Here is a 16,943-nt window from a genome sequence, read left to right on the forward strand (position 1 = left end):
CGGGATGCGCGCTTACTGCACGGTGCGCTGACTTTCCTGACGCAGTTCCTGAACACCTTTCTGGGAATCCTTCACAGCCTGTTCGGCTTTTGCGGCCTGAGCCTTGCGTTCGGCTACGCGAGCGTCCCACTCGGCTTGCTCGGACAGAGTGCGCGCTTCGTCATACTTCTTGTCATGCATGGCGATTTCGGCTTGTTTCAGTTTGTCCTGCGCCTGCTTCATCTCAACGGCAGCGAATTCGGTACCGCCGGCGCTGACCGCGCTGTTCACTGCCGATTGAGTCACGGCGTATTGCTCGGTCGGTGGGTTACCGGCGCAACCGGCCAGTACGAAGCTGGTGCCGATGGCCAGAGCCGCCAGTTTCAGACCGCGCAGGTGGGTAAACGAGGTTTGGTTTTTCATGGTCTTCAACTCCATTGGGCATCTCCTGAAAACATCTGAATCCATCCTGGTCGAGGAGCCGAAAATGTCGTATCCAAGTGCGTTATTTGAAACGCTCGTTCCAGGCGTGGTTACAGCTTCCGACCGGAGGCGTTTTTCAAAAGTTCAGAAAAGATGGCCTATCGCCAAAATATTTTTTGACCGAATGGACAAGGCTCTAGAGCGGGAACTTTGGCGGGATGAAGCGGTACGCGCGGGGATTTACGACGCCAAAAACACATCGATTTTCAGCTTGAAATACGATCCCTGTAGGAGTGAGCCTGCTCGCGATGGCGTCGTATCAGACAACAAAAATGTTGAATGAAAAACCACCATCGCGAGCAGGCTCACTCCTACAGTTTGATGTGTGTTGTGTCAGTGTTTTGGCTTGCCTTCAACAGCCGAGAGGTCATGCAAGTGCCGGCGCGACAACGCCAGAAACCGTGGCGTAGGCCCGACATCCTCATACAACGGATCACCTTCCTCATCGGTCGCTACCACCGTCGATCCCTTCACATACGGCAAGCTCGCTTCAAACTCTTCAAGGGCTGCGCCGATCAATTCGCCGAGCAGCTCTTCGGCATGCCGTTTGGGGTACATCTCGGCAATCGCTGCCAGACGCGCAGCGGCTTCAACGTCCAGATGAATCGTGTAGCCAGTGTCGGTCAGGCGACCCTTGGCGTTTTCTTCCCAATGCTGGGCGAGTTCACGAATTTTCATGATGACCTCATTTCGCGCCTGCTCTTGGCAGGCCTGGGTGAGTGTCCGGCAGCGCCGGCGGCAAGCCGTTGTACGGCTTACTGTTGAGACTAGCTTTCACCCACAAGGTTTAAAGTCCCTTGGTCGGATGCTTGTAAGAAGCGTCGTAGAGCGGCACTCTCTAGGTCATGCACTCGTTTCTAAGCCGTCCGGATTACTGCTGGGGAATTGCTGATGACCGATATTGATGCACGCTTGCGCGAAGACGTTCACCTGCTCGGAGAGCTGTTGGGCAACACCATTCGAGATCAGTACGGCGAGGCGTTTCTCGACAAGATCGAGCAGATTCGCAAGGGCGCCAAGGCCGACCGGCGTGGCTCGATGGACGCTGAACTGAGCGCCAGCCTCGATCAATTGAGCGAGGACGAATTGCTCCCCGTGGCGCGGGCGTTCAACCAGTTTCTCAACCTGGCGAATATCGCCGAGCAGTATCAGTTGATCCATCGGCGCGAAGAATCGCAGCCGGCGCCGTTCGAATCCCGCGTGTTGCCGGAATTGCTTGCGCGTTTGCGCAACGAAGGTCACAGCGCCGAGTCGCTGGCACGTCAACTGTCACGGCTGGAAATCGAGCTGGTGCTGACCGCGCACCCCACCGAAGTCGCGCGACGCACGCTGATCCAGAAGTACGACGCCATCGCCGGGCAACTCGCCGCGCAAGATCATCGCGACCTGACCACAGCCGAACGCGAACAGATCCAGAACACCCTGCAGCGGCTGATCGCCGAAGCCTGGCACACCGAAGAAATCCGCCGCACGCGCCCGACACCGGTCGATGAAGCCAAGTGGGGTTTCGCGGTGATCGAACATTCGCTGTGGCAAGCGATCCCCAACCATATGCGCAAGGCCGACAAGGCTTTGCATGAAGCGACCGGCCTGCGCTTGCCGTTGGAGGCGGCGCCGATTCGCTTCGCGTCGTGGATGGGCGGCGACCGTGACGGCAACCCCAACGTAACCGCTGCGGTAACCCGCGAAGTGTTACTGCTGGCGCGTTGGATGGCCGCCGATTTGTACCTGCGTGATGTCGATCATTTGGCTGCCGAGTTGTCGATGCAGCAAGCCAGCGATGCGTTGAAAGCCAAGGCTGGCGACAGCGCCGAACCGTACCGCGCAGTCCTTAAGCAACTGCGCGAACGCCTGCGTGCGACGCGCAACTGGGCACACGCCGCACTGACCGCGCCAACGCCTGCGCCGGCCGATGTGCTGCACAACAACCGCGATCTGCTCGATCCGCTGGAGCTGTGCTTCAACTCGCTGCACGAATGCGGCATGGGCGTGATCGCCGACGGCCCGCTGCTCGATTGCCTGCGTCGGGCGGTGACCTTCGGCTTGTTCCTCGTGCGTCTCGATGTACGCCAGGATTCGTCGCGACACAGCTCGGCGATGACCGAAATCACCGATTACCTCGGTCTCGGTCGCTATGAAGATTGGGATGAAGAACAGCGCATCACTTTCCTGACCCGCGAACTGAGCAATCGTCGGCCTTTGCTGCCAGCGCATTTCAAGCCATCAGCCGACACCGCAGAAGTGCTCAACACCTGCAAGGAAATCGCCGCCGCACCGGGCGCTTCGCTCGGTTCCTACGTGATCTCCATGGCCGGCGCCGCCTCCGATGTGCTCGCCGTGCAACTGCTGCTCAAAGAGTCCGGCGTGCTGCGGCCGATGCGTGTAGTACCGCTGTTCGAAACCCTCGCCGACCTCGACAATGCCGGGCCGGTGATGGAGCGGCTATTGCTGCTGCCGGGCTATCGCGCACGGCTGCAAGGCCCGCAGGAAGTGATGATCGGCTACTCCGACTCGGCCAAGGACGCCGGCACCACGGCGGCGGCCTGGGCGCAATACCGTGCGCAGGAACGCCTGGTGGAGATCTGTCGCGAACAGCAAGTTGAATTGCTGTTGTTCCACGGTCGCGGGGGCACCGTCGGACGTGGCGGTGGTCCGGCGCATGCGGCGATTCTGTCGCAGCCACCGGGTTCGGTGGCGGGGCGTTTCCGCACCACCGAGCAGGGGGAAATGATTCGATTCAAATTCGGCCTGCCGGACATCGCCGAGCAAAACCTCAATCTGTATCTGGCGGCGGTGCTTGAAGCAACGCTGCTGCCACCGCCGCCGCCAACACCTGAATGGCGCCATTTGATGGACGAATTGGCGGCTGACGGTGTCAGTGCTTACCGTCAGGTGGTGCGGGAAAATCCGCAGTTCGTCGAGTATTTCCGCCAGTCCACACCGGAGCAGGAACTGGGGCGTTTGCCGCTCGGCAGTCGTCCGGCCAAACGCCGTGCCGGCGGCATCGAAAGCCTGCGGGCGATCCCGTGGATCTTCGGCTGGACACAAACGCGCTTGATGTTGCCAGCGTGGCTCGGTTGGGAATCGGCGTTGAGCAAAGCGCTGGAGCGTGGCGAAGGCGAGTTGCTCGGGCAGATGCGCGAGCAGTGGCCGTTCTTCCGCACCCGTATCGACATGCTGGAAATGGTGCTGGCCAAGGCCGACGCCGACATTGCGTTGTCCTACGACGAGCGTCTGGTCGAGCCGGATCTGCTGCCGTTGGGCGCGCAGTTACGCGACCTATTGTCGCAGGCGTGCGCGGTAGTGCTCGGCCTGACCGGTCAGTCGCAGCTGCTGGCGCATAGCCCGGACACCCTCGAATTCATCCGTCTGCGCAACACTTACCTCGACCCGCTACATCTATTGCAGGCCGAGTTGCTGGCCCGTTCGCGGCAACAGGATGTCGAGCAGGGCAGCCCGGTGGAACAGGCGTTGCTGGTGTCTGTGGCGGGGATTGCCGCCGGTTTGCGCAATACCGGCTAAGGTTTTTGGCGTGGCGCGCGGCACCGGCAACATGCATCGGTTGCCGCTTGGCCTGACAGGCGAAAGTGCCGTCAGGCGACAGTTAATGATGGGGTTGCGACTTGGGTTACCGCGTCGCAAGGTCGCGGGGGCCGTCGGTTTCTCCGACTTTTGGCGTCTTGTGTGGGCGCAGCCTGCTGTGTATCTTGATCAGCCTTTGGCCGTTTCTGCGGCCACGACCCGTATTTTCAGGATTCGTCCCAAGAGGCGAATCCTTTGTTTTGTAAAAGCTTTTTATAAAAAAATTGAGGAGCACATCTAATGCGCGTCATTCTGCTGGGAGCTCCCGGGGCCGGTAAAGGTACTCAGGCAAAGTTCATCACCGAAAAATTCGGCATTCCACAAATTTCCACTGGCGACATGCTGCGTGCAGCGGTCAAGGCCGGTACTCCGCTGGGCGTGCAAGCCAAGAGCATCATGGATGCCGGCGGCCTGGTGTCGGATGACCTGATCATCGCACTGGTTCAGGACCGTATCGCTCAGCCAGACTGCGGCAACGGCTTCCTGTTCGACGGCTTCCCGCGCACCATTCCGCAGGCTGAAGCACTGGTCACTGCCGGCGTTGAGCTGGATGCAGTGGTTGAGATCGCTGTTGAAGACGAAGAAATCGTTCAACGCATCGCCGGCCGTCGTGTTCACGAAGCCAGCGGCCGCGTTTACCACATCGTCTACAACCCGCCGAAAATCGCCGGCAAAGACGACATCACCGGCGAAGAGCTGGTACAGCGCAAGGACGACACAGAAGAAACCGTGCGTCATCGCCTGTCGGTCTACCACTCGCAGACCAAGCCGCTGGTGGAGTTCTACCAGAGCCTGTCCGCCAAGAACGCTGGCAAGCCGAAGTACAGCCACATTCCGGGCGTTGGTTCGGTTGATGCGATCACCGCCAAGGTGCTGGCCGCGCTGAGCTGAAAAGTCTGATCGGCTGCATCATCCACGGCCCGCTTGCGGGCCGTAGTTGTTTATACTGACGCACTTTTTCCCACCCCTGTTTTGGAAACATCGATGAGCACCTTGCTGGCCCTGGACACCGCGACTGAAGCTTGCTCCGTTGCCTTGCTGCATGACGGCAAGGTCACGAGCCATTACGAGGTGATCCCGCGCCTGCACGCGCAGAAGCTGCTGCCGATGATCCAGCAATTGCTGGCCGACGCTGGCACGACGTTGCAAGCGGTCGACGCGATTGCCTTCGGTCGCGGGCCTGGCGCGTTTACCGGCGTGCGGATTGCCATTGGTGTGGTGCAGGGGCTGGCGTTTGCGCTGGAGCGCCCGGTGTTGCCGGTGTCCAACCTGGCGGTGCTGGCGCAGCGGGCGTTGCGTGAGCATGGCGTGAGCCAGGTCGCGGCGGCCATCGATGCACGGATGGATGAAGTGTATTGGGGCTGCTATCGCGAGACCGCAGGGGAGATGCGTCTTGTGGGTGCCGAAGCGGTGTTGCCGCCGGAAGCGGCGGCGTTGCCAGCGGATGCCAGTGGCGAGTGGTTCGGTGCCGGCACCGGTTGGGGTTATGCCGAGCGCATCGCCGTCCAACTGACCGGCTCCGACGCCGGCATGCTGCCGCACGCCGAAGACCTGTTGACCCTGGCGCGCTTCGCCTGGGAACGCGGCGAATCGATCCCGGCGGATGATGCGCAACCGGTTTACCTGCGCGACAAAGTCGCCACCCCCAAAGCTCGCTGAGCCTTTAAAAGATCGCAGCCTGCGGCAGCTCCTACACAGGTACACATGTCGGAGCTGCCGCAGGCTGCGATCTTTTGATTTTCAAAACACCAATCGTCAGTTTCCACCCTCCGGTTTTAAACCTTTTGCGCTTTATGTGTTCTAGTTATCACTCGGCGATTTGCTAAGTCGGTCAGGTGCCGCTAAATTGCCATCATCGATACCGAGCATGAAATTATGCGTATAGACGGCCTTTCCTCTCAGTCTTACCCCATCAAGCGCAAGCCTCGCAAAGGCAATGCGGCGCTGGATGAATCCGTCGACGATATCGATGGCGAGCTGGAATTCCCGACTGAAGAGCAAATGGCCGCCCGTGCTGCCAAAGCCTCCGCACAACGCCTCGCCAATCTGCCTGCCCGTCAGCAAGACATGATCTACCACCGTGCGATGAAAAAGAGCGTAGCCATGGCCCTCGCCAGCTACCTGAGTACCGCCGGTTTTGTCGATTGGGATGCGGACGTGCTGGGCCTTGATCTGTACATCTGATGGATCTGCCTTACTACCTCGGTTGTCCGTCCTGGAGCGAAAACGCCTGGCGCGAGTATCTGTACCCGGTAGACGCCAAGACCTCTGACTTCCTCGGTCTTTATGCGCAAGTATTCAACGCTGTCGAAGGCAACACGACTTTCTACGCCAGCCCGTCGCCCGCTACCGTGCAGCGTTGGGCTGAGGTCATGCCCGAACACTTTCGTTTCACCGCCAAATTCCCCGGCGACATCAGCCACAGTGGCGACCTGCGCGATCAACTGACCGCCGCCGAAACCTTTCTGCAATTACTCAAGCCACTCGGCCAGCGTGTTTCGCCGCTGTGGCTGCAGTTGTCGAAAAGTTTCACGCCGCATCGGCTGCCTGAACTGGCTGCGTTCATCGATGCGCTGGATTGCCCACTGGCGGTGGAAGTACGGCATGAACAGTTCTTCGCCAAGGGTGAGAGCGAACGCTTGCTCAATCGGCTGTTGCTGGATCGTGGTGTCGAGCGAATTTGCCTCGACCCGCGGGCATTGTTCAGCTGCCTGTCGACCGAGTCTTCGGTGATCCACGCGCAATCGAAAAAGCCCCGAGTGCCGACGCGTCCGGCGGCGTTCACGCAATTGCCGCAAGTGCGCTTCATCGGCCATCCCGAGCTTGAAGCCAACGACACTTTCCTCGTGCCATGGGTGGCGAAAATCGCCGAGTGGATCGAGGAGGGGCGCACGCCGTACATCTTCCTGCACACCGCCGACAACCTGTTGGCGGCCAAGCTGGCGCAACGTTTTCACGCAAAATTGATGCAACGTTTGCCTGGCTTGCCAGCGCTGCCTGAGCTATACAGAGAACCCGCCGCCGAGCAACTTGGCCTGCTCTGAGGCGGTTTTTTTTCCTGCCCCGGAGCCTGCCGATGGACGCGCAAACCGTTAGAGCCCACGCCTTCAAAGCGCTGCATGAGCGTCCGGAGATTTTCGTCATCCCCAATCCCTGGGATGCGGGCTCGGCGAAGATGCTCGCCAACCTCGGCTATCAGGCCTTGGCGACGACCAGCGCCGGTTATGCGTTTTCCCAGGGCAAGGCCGATGGTGCGTTGAGTCTGGATGAGACTCTGGACAATGTCCGCGCGATTGTCGCTGCGACCGATTTACCGGTGGCGGTGGATCTGGAAAACGGCTTTTCTGATGACCCGACCGAGTCCGCTCAAAGCCTGATTCGTGCAGCCGAGGCGGGCGCAGTCGGTGGTTCGATCGAAGACGCGACGGGACGCCCGGATGCGCCGATCTATTGCTTCGAACATGCCGTGGCGCGCATCGAAGCCGCCGTCGCCGCCGTGCGCACGTTGCCATTCCCCTTCATCCTGACGGCGCGCGCGGAAAACTATCTGCACGGCAATCCCGATATCAACGACACCATCCGCCGCTTGCAGGCTTTCGCCGAGGTTGGCGCCGATGTGCTGTACGCGCCGGGTTTGCGCAGCGCCGAAGAAGTGTTGGCGGTGGTGCGTGCGGTTGCGCCGAAACCGGTGAATGTGTTGATGTCCGGCGGCTTGAAGCTGACCGTGCAGGAGCTGGCAGAAATGGGCGTGCGCCGCGTCAGCACCGGATCGGCACTGGCGCTGGCGGCGTTCGGTGAATTCTTCCGCGCCGCTGAAGAAATCCAGCGCTCCGGCACGTTCGGCTTTACCTCGCAGTCGATGCCGTACGCCAAGGCCAATCAGTTTTTCAAAGGCTGAGCATGGGGCGATGGATTTTCTGGCTGGTGCTGCTGATGATTGGCGGCGCTGCGGTCAGTGTCTGGCGCGGTTGGCTCGAGGTCCCGTCGCAATGGAATCCTTGGGCGCCACTGGACGTCAAAGCCGCGCCCAACTGGCTGACCGGCTACAAGCTGATGCGCTTGCGCAGTGACCCTGAACTCTGCGCCCAGGCATTGAGCAGCTCTGACCTTCGCGTTACGCAACAATCCGCCAGCCCGGGTGCCAAGTGCCCGCTGATCGGCGCCTTGCGCGTGCAGGGCGGTGAGGTGGCGCTCAGCAGCAGCTTCCTCGCCAGTTGTCCGCTGGCGGTGGCCTACGCGATGTTCGAACACCACACGTTGCAACCCGCCGCGCAATCTGTTTACGGGCAAAAGGTCGCGCGTGTCGATCATCTTGGCAGTTTCGCATGCCGTAATGTCTACAACCGCGAAAGCGGAGCGCTAAGCCGCCACGCCAGCGCCGATGCGCTGGATATTGCCGGTTTTCGTCTGGCCGACGGGCGCAGCATCAGCGTGCTCAAGGACTGGCCGAAGCAAAATCAGGACGCGCAGTTTTTGCGCAAGGTGCGTGACGGCGCCTGCGATGCGTTCAGTGTGGTCTTGAGTCCGGATTACAACGCCGCCCATCGCAATCACTTTCATGTCGATGTCGGACGCTGGAGCGTGTGTCGCTGAAGGTTAAGCGGCGAGGCGCAGGTTCTGCAGAACGATCGGACGAGCCCAGCCGTTATCGAAGTCCAGAGCTTTCTGTTGCTCGACGATTTCTTCCGCAGGGAACGGCGGGAAAGGCTTTTGCAGCAGATCCAGATCGAACTCGGCAATCGGCAGGTACAGTGGCTTCTTCTGCGGCGCAGGGCCTGGCTCTGGGGTCGGGTGACCATTGTTGATCACGACCGGACGAACCCAGCTGCTGTCGAAATCCTGTTGCTCTTGCTGAGCTTTGAGTTCTTCAGGCGCAAACGCCGGGAACGGCTTGTCCAGCAGTTCCATTTCGAATTCGGCCATCGGCAGGAACAGCGGCTCTGGCGGGCGTACTTCGGTCTCGACCACATCGCATTCGCGCTGGCTGACGATATGCGCGTGCAGCTCGCTGCCGACAGTCGGTTCTTCCGGGCTGTTCAGGTCAACCGGTGGAAATGTGCCGCAGGCTGGCACCACTTCACTCGACTGTTCAGCCAGCGCCTGGGCGAAGAAATCCTGCCACAGGTGACTGACGCCGCTCAGTGCTTGAGTGTTTTGACGGCTAAAGTCGCCATGGGGCGAGATGTAGCCAATCGATGTGGGAAGAATGCCTGACATTTTTTTCGGTTGACGCTCAGCTCTGGCAAAATGCGCGTTGAATGAGTTATCGGCGGTTTTTGCCGCTCCTTGAATTTTTGAGCGTGTTTTCCATGATTGAGCAACCCGCGGCCTGCCGCATCCATGTTCAGGCCCTCGGCCCGACGTTTGAAGCGCAAGCCGAACAGTGGGCCGAGCGTCTCGGCTTGCCGCTGCAAGTCGCGGACGGCGAGTTTGCCTTGCAGGTCGGCGAGCAGGGTTTGCAGCTGCAACAGCTCGGCCCGGATGCACCGGGGCCGGTGCGCGTTGACTTCGTTGAAGGCGGCGCGGCGCATCGGCGTTTGTACGGTGGCGGCAGCGGGCAGATGATCGCCAAGGCTGTCGGCATTGCCCAAGGCGTGCGCCCACGCGTGCTGGATGCCACGGCGGGGCTGGGCAAGGATGCGTTTGTGCTGGCGAGCCTGGGTTGCGAGATGAGCCTGATCGAGCGCCAGCCGCTGATTGGCGCCTTGCTGGAAGATGGTCTGGCGCGCGGCGCAGAAGATTTCGATGTCGCGCCGATCGTGGCGCGGATGAAATTGCTCAAGGGCAATTCCATTGAGGTCATGCAGAACTGGGAGGGTGAACCGCCGCAGGTGATCTACCTCGACCCGATGTTTCCGCACCGGGAGAAGACTGCGCTGGTGAAGAAGGAAATGCGCCTGTTCCGGCCGTTAGTGGGTGATGATCCGGATGCGCCGGCGCTGCTCGAAGCCGCGTTGGCGCTGGCGACGCACCGGGTGGTGGTCAAGCGCCCGCGCAAGGCGCCGTGTATTGCGGGGCCGAAGCCGAGTCATGCGCTGGATGGCAAATCGAGTCGATACGATATCTACCCGAAGAAAGCGCTCAAGCCTTAAAACCGCGTCGCCCCTATCGCGAGCAGGCTCACTCCTACAATTGATCTGTGGTGCACACAAATCCACTGTAGGAATGAGCCTGCTCGCGATAGGGCCAGCCCAAACAGCACAAAAGCTAAGGTTTGTAGGCGCGCATAAACAACCCCACCACTTCCTCAATATGGCTCTGCGCAGCCTCTTCGCTCAACGGCTCCCCACACCCATACAACAGCCGAAAATTCCCCGCGCCCTTGATCAGGCAAAAGAAATGCTCGGCTGCATTGCGCGGCAGGTCGATGCTCAGCACGCCGCTGTCATGGATCTGCGTCAGCAACCGCTCCATGCCCTGCACCATGCGCTGCGGCCCCGCCTCGAAGAAGATCAGCGACAGTTTCGGATCCTGAACCCCCAACGCCATGATCAAACGGTGCAGATTCACCGACTCATCGCTGTTGATCAGCTGATGAAAGCCCCGGGCAATGTTCAGCAACACATTTTCCACGGCAATGCCTTCGGGCAATTCGAAGAACAGCGGCGGTAACTGCTCCTCGCATTTGGCCACCACGGCGGCGGAGAACAGCGTCTCCTTGTCGTTGAAATGGCTGTAGACCGTCAGCTTCGACACGCCGGCTTCGCTGGCGACCGCGTCCATGCTGGTGTTGGCATAGCCATGACTCAGAAACAGAATTTTCGCCGCCTCGAGGATCGCCTGGCGCTTGGCCAGATCCTTGGGACGGCCCGGACCGTTTGGAGCTGAAAGATTGTTCGACATTCTTCGCTTTTAATACTGGACTGGTGAGTTTGCTATTAATAACATACCCGCCAGTATAATTATTCCAAGCACCATTAGCGAAAGGTCCGTCACCATGTTCCGCCATGCGTTGTCCCTCGCGTTGCCAGTAAGTCTGGCGTTCCTTTTGTCAGCGTGTGGTCAGGAAGAGGCGACGCAAGTCACCGTGCGACCGGCCATGGTGGTGCAGCCAGAGCCTTCGGCGCAGGCGATGGAAAGTTATCCGGGCGAAGTGCGTGCCCGTTACGAACCCGATCTGGCTTTCCGCATTGGCGGCAAAGTCAGCCGACGACTGGTCGATGAAGGTCAGCGTGTAAAGGCCGATCAACCGCTCGCCGAACTCGACCCGCAGGATGTGCGCCTGCAACTGGAAGCCACCCGTGCGCAAGTCGCCGCCGCCGAAGCCAATCTCAATCTGGTCCGCGCCGAACGTGATCGCTACAAGACCCTGATGGATCGGCAGATGGTCAGCCGCTCGGCCTATGACAACGCCGAAAACCTTTACCGTTCCGGTGAAGCCCGCCTTAAACAAATCAAAGCCGAATTCAACGTATCGACCAATCAGGCCAGTTACGCGGTGCTGCGTGCGCCGCAGGATGGCGTGGTGGCCAAACGTTCGGTCGAGGTGGGGCAGGTCGTCGCCGCCGGGCAAACCGTGTTTACCCTCGCCACCGATGGCGAGCGCGAAGTGCTGATCAGCCTGCCGGAGCAGAGCTTCGGCCGCTTCAAGGTCGGTCAGCCGGTGACAGTCGAATTGTGGACCCAGCAAAACCAGCGCTTCGCCGGGAAGATCCGCGAATTGTCGCCCGCTGCCGATCCACGCTCACGCACCTTTGCGGCGCGTATTTCCTTCACCGGCGGCAAAGTCCCGGCCGAACTGGGCCAGAGCGCTCGTGTGTTTGTGCAATCGGCTGACAGCGTTTCCCTGTCGGTGCCGCTTTCGGCACTCACGGCGGAAAACGGTGCAACCTACGTCTGGGTGGTCAACGGCAACAACACCCTGAAGAAAACCCCGGTGCGCATCGGCCCGTTCGGTGAGAAAAGCGTGCCGGTGCTCGAAGGTTTGAACGCCAGTGACTGGGTGGTAGCCGCGGGCGTGCATGTGTTGCTCGAAGGGCAGCAGGTGCGTCCGGTGGATCGCTCCAACCGTGTGGTCAATCTGGCGGACAAGGAGTAAGTCCCGATGCGCTTCAACCTTTCCGAATGGGCGCTGCGTAATCGCCAGATCGTACTGTTCCTGATGCTTTTGCTGGCCATCGTCGGTGCGTTGTCCTACACCAAACTCGGCCAGAGCGAAGACCCGCCGTTTACTTTCAAAGCCATGGTCATCCAGACCCGCTGGCCGGGAGCGACCGCGCAGGAAGTCTCGCGTCAGGTCACCGAACGCATCGAAAAGAAACTGATGGAAACCGGCGAGTACGAGCGCATCGTGTCGTTCTCGCGCCCCGGTGAATCGCAAGTCACGTTCATTGCCCGCGACTCGATGCACTCCAAGCAAATCCCCGACCTCTGGTACCAGGTGCGCAAGAAGGTCAGTGATATTCGCCAGACCTTGCCGCCGGACATTCAGGGGCCGTTTTTCAACGATGAATTCGGCACCACGTTCGGCAATATCTATGCGCTGACCGGCGACGGTTTCGATTACGCGGTGCTCAAGGATTACGCCGATCGCATCCAGATCCAGCTGCAGCGGGTCAAGGATGTCGGCAAGGTCGACTTGCTCGGTTTGCAGGACGAGAAGATCTGGGTCGAACTGTCCAACGTCAAACTGGCGACCCTCGGCTTGCCGCTGGCGGCGGTGCAACAGGCGCTGCAAGAGCAGAACGCGGTGTCGACCGCCGGGTTCTTCGAAACCGGCAGTGAGCGCTTGCAGCTACGGGTCTCGGGGAATTTTCAGACGGTCGAGGAGATAAAAAACTTCCCGATCCGCGTCGGTGATCGTACGTTTCGGATCTCCGATGTCGCCGATGTGCGTCGCGGTTTCAACGATCCTCCGGCGCCGCGCATGCGCTTCATGGGCGAAGACGCGATTGGGCTGGCGGTGGCGATGAAGGATGGCGGCGACATTCTGGTGCTGGGTAAGGCACTGGAAGGCGAGTTCTCGCGCATCCAGAAAAACCTTCCGGCCGGTATGCAATTGCGCAAGGTTTCCGATCAACCGGCAGCGGTGAAAACCGGGGTTGGCGAGTTTGTTCAGGTACTGGTCGAAGCGCTGGCGATTGTCTTGCTGGTGAGCTTCTTCTCCCTCGGCGTGCGCACCGGCATGGTGGTGGCGCTGACCATTCCGTTGGTGCTGGCGATGACCTTCGCCTGCATGTATTACCTGGGCATCGGCCTGCACAAAATCTCCCTTGGCGCGTTGGTGCTGGCGCTGGGTTTGCTGGTGGACGACGCGATCATTGCCGTGGAAATGATGGCGATCAAAATGGAGCAGGGCTTCGACCGCATCCGTGCGGCGAGTTATGCCTGGACCAGCACCGCGTTCCCGATGCTCACCGGCACATTGATCACCGCCGCCGGCTTTTTGCCGATTGCCATGGCGCAGTCCGGTACTGGCGAGTACACACGCTCGATCTTCCAGGTGGTGACCATCGCGTTGCTCGCGTCCTGGGTCGCGGCGGTGGTGTTTGTGCCGTATCTGGGGGAAAAACTCCTGCCGGATCTGGCGAAAATTCATGCGGCCAAACATGGCACGGGTGACGGTCAGCCGGATCCGTATGGCACGCCGTTTTATCAGCGCGTTCGGCGCTTGGTGGAGTGGTGCGTCGCGCATCGCAAGACCGTGATCGTGCTGACAGTCGGGCTGTTTATTGCCTCGGTGATGTTGTTCCGCTTCGTCCCGCAGCAATTCTTCCCGGCCTCAAATCGACTGGAGTTGATGGTCGATCTGAAACTGGCCGAAGGCGCTTCACTGGCCAATACCACCGGTGAAGTCAAACGGCTGGAGGCGATGCTCAAGGATCACGCCGGCATCGAAAATTACGTGGCTTACGTCGGCACCGGATCACCGCGTTTCTATTTGCCGCTGGATCAGCAACTGCCGGCGGCGAGCTTCGCGCAGTTTGTGGTGTTGGCGAAGACCATCGAAGAGCGTGAGGCGCTGCGCACTTGGTTGATCGAGACGCTTAACGAGCAATTTCCGGCGCTGCGTTCGCGGGTCACGCGCCTGGAAAACGGCCCGCCGGTTGGCTATCCGGTGCAGTTTCGCGTGACGGGGGAGCACATCGAAGAGGTTCGTGCGCTGGCGCGTAAAGTCGCGGCCAAGGTTCGCGAGAATCCGCATGTGGTCAATGTGCATCTGGATTGGGAAGAGCCGAGCAAGGTGGTGTACCTGAACATCGATCAGGATCGTGCCCGGGCGTTGGGTGTGAGCACGGCGAATCTGGCGAAATTTCTGCAGAGTTCGTTGACCGGTTCGAGTGTCAGCCAGTATCGCGAAGACAACGAATTGATCGAGATTCTGCTGCGCGGCACGGTTCATGAACGCACTGAATTGTCGTTGCTGCCGAGTCTGGCGGTGCCGACGGACAACGGCCGCAGTGTGGCGCTGTCGCAGATTGCCACGCTGGAATATGGCTTTGAGGAAGGGATTATCTGGCATCGCAATCGCTTGCCGAACGTGACCGTACGTGCCGATATTTATGGCAAGGAGCAGCCGGCGACGCTGGTGAAGCAGATCATGCCGACGCTGGATTCGATTCGCGCCGAGTTGCCCGATGGTTATCTGTTGGATGTCGGTGGCACGGTGGAGGATTCCGAGCGGGGGCAGAAGTCGGTGAATGCCGGGGTGCCGATGTTCATTGTCGTGGTGCTGACGTTGCTGATGGTGCAGTTGCGCAGTTTTTCACGCACGGCGATGGTGTTTTTGACGGCGCCGTTGGGGTTGATCGGGGTGGTGCTGTTTTTGATGGTGTTTCGTCAGCCGTTCGGCTTTGTGGCGATGTTGGGGACGATTGCGTTGTCGGGGATGATCATGCGCAATTCGGTGATTCTGGTGGATCAGATCGAGCAGGATATTGCTTCCGGGCTTAAGCCTTGGCAGGCGATTATCGAGGCTACGGTTCGACGCTTCAGGCCGATTGTGTTGACGGCGTTGGCGGCGGTGCTGGCGATGATTCCGTTGTCGCGCAGTGTGTTTTTTGGGCCGATGGCGGTGGCGATCATGGGTGGGTTGATTGTTGCGACTGCGCTGACGTTGTTGTTTTTGCCGGCGTTGTATGCGGCTTGGTTCCGGGTTCGGCGCGAGGGGTGATCTTTTTTGTTACGTGGCGGCCTTCGGGCCGACCATGTTCTTGGGGTTTGGGTGAATATCCGTTTCTGCGGGTGGGGCGGCTGGCGGTTTCGCCCTTACGGCGACTCACTTTTCCAGGCGCCGAAAAGTAAGCAAAAGGCTGGGCCCCGGCGTTCGGCCCGCTCGCTGGGGCTCGGGGTTCCTTCGCTCCGGGATCGATCCGGGGGGCATCGCCTACGGTTTGCTTCGCTGCACCTCCTCTCGATGTGTTTGGCTGCGCCAAACGGTCGCTGCGCTCCCACCCCCGGATCAACCCCTCCACTCAGCCTACCGATGGGGCCGGCATGGCAAGATCAAAAGCTTTACTCGAGCTTGCGCTCATTGTTGAGTGGTGCGGCTACGCCGCGGGTTTGGTGGAGGAGGTGACGAAGGCTGCGATCTTTTGATCCTGTTTTTGCTTTCTGTGGGAGCGAGTCTGCTCGCGAAGGCGGCCTGCCAGCGACCATGCTCTACCTGAATGCACCGAATCGAATTGTGGGAGCTAGCCCTGCTGGCGATGGCGTCCTTCCAGCCGACCATTTTGAAGCTGAATGCACCGACTCCAACACAAAACCTGTAGGAGCAGCCTGCGGCAGCTCCTACACGGGACGTTACAACGTGCCGAAGACTTTCTTCGCCAGACTCGTCGCCGCAGCGGCCGGGTTCTTGCGGATGGTTTCTTCTTGTTTGCCGATCATTTCGAACAAGCCATTCAGCGCTTGTTCGGTCACGTAGTTTTCGACATTCGCGCTTTTCGCATCAACAACGCCAAACGCAGCGGCCTGACCAGCAAATGAGTTGTACTTTTGCGCCACGCCGACTTTGTCGGTCGCCTGTTTGACGATCGGCAGGAACTTGGCGCGGATCTGTTCGCGGCTGGATTTGTCGAGGTATTGCGTGGCCGAATCCGTACCGCCGCTGAGGATGCCTTTGGCGTCGGCGACGCTCATTTTTTTCACGGCGTCGACGAGGATTGGCTGGGCTTGGGTCACTGCACTTTCTGCCGCTTTGTTCATCGCGGTTTCGAGTTCTTCAACCTGGGCGCCCATGCCGAAGGCTTTCATCTTGCTCGCGGCTTTGCCGAGTTTGCCCGGCAGTTCGATTTTCACGTCGGGGTTGTTGCTGAAGCCGCCCGGGGTGCCCAGTTGTTTGACGGCGATTTGCGCGCCTTGGGTCAGGGCATCCTTGAGGCCGCCGGTGGCGTCTTGTTGGGACAGGTCGCTGAGTGACAGGGCCAGAGCGTTGGCGCTGATCATCAGGCCGGCGCACAGGCCGGCGAAGCGAAGGGTAGGGCGCAGCATGGCGGCTTCCTTGTTGCAGAAAGTGGTGGCGGACAATGAATCAACGAATCGCGTCGACGCGGATTTTCAGCGGCTGCGGGTCGTTGCCGTCGAGTTGCACGGCGTGGTTTTCGGTAGTGATGAACATCAGCTCACCGTTGACTTCGATACGCGCGCTGACCGAATAACGGTGGCCGGGTTTGACCTGCGCCGGATCGTAGCTCAAATGGAACGGCAGTGGCACCTGGCCTTTGATCGGGCCTTTCTGCTCGTCGAGCACGACCGCCGGGGCGTCGGCGAGGGAAACGTCTTGCAGGCTCACGCTCAGGGTCGCGCTCGGTGGCAGGGCGATGCGTTGCAAGTAGAACACTTCGCCATCGAGGCTGGCCTTGCCGGCGGGGGTGGTCGATTGGCAGGCGCTCAACAGCGTGGCAGCGGCGAGAAGGGTGAGTTTTTTCATCGGAACCTCTAATACTTTTGCGCCGGAA

The 16,943-nt window shown here is 60.1% G+C and carries 18 protein-coding genes; 12 read left to right on the forward strand and 6 right to left on the reverse strand.

The features are described 5' to 3' along the window. Positions 1–12: 12 nt before the first annotated feature. The gene (locus CQ009_RS15525) at positions 13–417 is read right to left on the reverse strand and encodes a DUF4398 domain-containing protein (RefSeq protein ID WP_034154861.1); all 405 of its coding nucleotides are present in this window, start codon (positions 415–417) and stop codon (positions 13–15) included. Here CQ009_RS15525 and CQ009_RS29945 point away from each other — a divergent pair. After that, complete coding sequence (locus CQ009_RS29945; RefSeq protein ID WP_177430961.1) at positions 401–745, forward strand: hypothetical protein; 345 nt, start codon at positions 401–403, stop codon at positions 743–745. The two genes, CQ009_RS15525 and CQ009_RS29945, sit on opposite strands and share 17 nt — an antisense overlap. Positions 746–795: 50 nt before the next feature. On the opposite strand, the gene CQ009_RS15530 is transcribed toward CQ009_RS29945, so the two are convergent. Beyond that, positions 796–1,140, reverse strand: coding sequence for a hypothetical protein (locus tag CQ009_RS15530; protein WP_064393219.1), 345 nt, complete (start codon positions 1,138–1,140; stop codon positions 796–798). Positions 1,141–1,353: 213 nt separating this feature from the next. Between CQ009_RS15530 and ppc the strand changes: the two genes are divergently transcribed. From ppc to CQ009_RS15570, 8 genes are all read left to right on the forward strand, one after another. Then, entirely contained in the window at positions 1,354–3,984 is a 2,631-nt protein-coding gene (gene ppc, locus CQ009_RS15535) for a phosphoenolpyruvate carboxylase (protein WP_105707295.1), read from the forward strand. A gap of 10 nt (positions 3,985–3,994) precedes the next feature. Then, the gene (locus CQ009_RS15540) at positions 3,995–4,285 is read left to right on the forward strand and encodes a hypothetical protein (RefSeq protein ID WP_146117544.1); all 291 of its coding nucleotides are present in this window, start codon (positions 3,995–3,997) and stop codon (positions 4,283–4,285) included. Further along, a complete protein-coding gene (gene adk, locus CQ009_RS15545; protein ID WP_105707297.1) occupies positions 4,285–4,935 on the forward strand; it encodes an adenylate kinase in 651 nt (216 codons plus the stop codon). The genes CQ009_RS15540 and adk overlap by 1 nt, the downstream gene beginning before the upstream one ends. A 93-nt stretch (positions 4,936–5,028) precedes the next feature. Further along, positions 5,029–5,703, forward strand: a complete 675-nt coding sequence (tsaB, locus tag CQ009_RS15550) for a tRNA (adenosine(37)-N6)-threonylcarbamoyltransferase complex dimerization subunit type 1 TsaB (protein ID WP_064393216.1) — start codon at positions 5,029–5,031, stop codon at positions 5,701–5,703. A 216-nt stretch (positions 5,704–5,919) separates the two neighbouring features. Then, positions 5,920–6,228, forward strand: a complete 309-nt coding sequence (locus tag CQ009_RS15555) for a hypothetical protein (protein WP_064393215.1) — start codon at positions 5,920–5,922, stop codon at positions 6,226–6,228. Beyond that, on the forward strand, positions 6,228–7,088 hold the full coding sequence (locus tag CQ009_RS15560; protein ID WP_105707299.1) for a DUF72 domain-containing protein: 861 nt from the start codon (positions 6,228–6,230) through the stop codon (positions 7,086–7,088). Before CQ009_RS15555 ends, CQ009_RS15560 begins: the two co-directional genes overlap by 1 nt. Positions 7,089–7,120: 32 nt before the next feature. Then, positions 7,121–7,942: an oxaloacetate decarboxylase gene (locus CQ009_RS15565; RefSeq protein ID WP_105707301.1), complete on the forward strand. Its 822-nt coding sequence runs from the start codon at positions 7,121–7,123 to the stop codon at positions 7,940–7,942. Between the two features lie 2 nt (positions 7,943–7,944). Beyond that, positions 7,945–8,637: an extensin family protein gene (locus CQ009_RS15570; protein ID WP_064393212.1), complete on the forward strand. Its 693-nt coding sequence runs from the start codon at positions 7,945–7,947 to the stop codon at positions 8,635–8,637. A 3-nt stretch (positions 8,638–8,640) separates the two neighbouring features. On the opposite strand, the gene CQ009_RS15575 is transcribed toward CQ009_RS15570, so the two are convergent. Next, complete coding sequence (locus CQ009_RS15575; RefSeq protein ID WP_105707303.1) at positions 8,641–9,261, reverse strand: energy transducer TonB; 621 nt, start codon at positions 9,259–9,261, stop codon at positions 8,641–8,643. Positions 9,262–9,353: 92 nt separating this feature from the next. On the opposite strand from CQ009_RS15575, the gene CQ009_RS15580 reads away from it, so the two are divergent. Further along, complete coding sequence (locus tag CQ009_RS15580; protein ID WP_105707531.1) at positions 9,354–10,136, forward strand: class I SAM-dependent methyltransferase; 783 nt, start codon at positions 9,354–9,356, stop codon at positions 10,134–10,136. 115 nt (positions 10,137–10,251) lie between these two features. Here the strand turns inward: CQ009_RS15580 and CQ009_RS15585 are convergent, their stop codons facing one another. Beyond that, a complete protein-coding gene (locus CQ009_RS15585) occupies positions 10,252–10,887 on the reverse strand; it encodes a TetR/AcrR family transcriptional regulator (protein WP_105707305.1) in 636 nt (211 codons plus the stop codon). 94 nt (positions 10,888–10,981) lie between these two features. On the opposite strand from CQ009_RS15585, the gene CQ009_RS15590 reads away from it, so the two are divergent. Both CQ009_RS15590 and CQ009_RS15595 read left to right on the forward strand, forming a co-directional pair. After that, entirely contained in the window at positions 10,982–12,082 is a 1,101-nt protein-coding gene (locus CQ009_RS15590) for an efflux RND transporter periplasmic adaptor subunit (protein WP_105707308.1), read from the forward strand. A gap of 6 nt (positions 12,083–12,088) precedes the next feature. Continuing rightward, on the forward strand, positions 12,089–15,157 hold the full coding sequence (locus tag CQ009_RS15595; RefSeq protein ID WP_105707311.1) for an efflux RND transporter permease subunit: 3,069 nt from the start codon (positions 12,089–12,091) through the stop codon (positions 15,155–15,157). 629 nt (positions 15,158–15,786) lie between these two features. On the opposite strand, the gene CQ009_RS15600 is transcribed toward CQ009_RS15595, so the two are convergent. Both CQ009_RS15600 and CQ009_RS15605 read right to left on the reverse strand, forming a co-directional pair. Continuing rightward, positions 15,787–16,476, reverse strand: a complete 690-nt coding sequence (locus tag CQ009_RS15600) for a DUF4197 domain-containing protein (protein ID WP_064393207.1) — start codon at positions 16,474–16,476, stop codon at positions 15,787–15,789. A 40-nt stretch (positions 16,477–16,516) separates the two neighbouring features. Continuing rightward, positions 16,517–16,915, reverse strand: a complete 399-nt coding sequence (locus CQ009_RS15605) for a YbaY family lipoprotein (RefSeq protein WP_053117584.1) — start codon at positions 16,913–16,915, stop codon at positions 16,517–16,519. Positions 16,916–16,943: the final 28 nt, after the last annotated feature.

The organism is Pseudomonas sp. MYb2, from assembly GCF_002979955.1.
In the GTDB taxonomy this organism is placed as follows: domain Bacteria; phylum Pseudomonadota; class Gammaproteobacteria; order Pseudomonadales; family Pseudomonadaceae; genus Aquipseudomonas.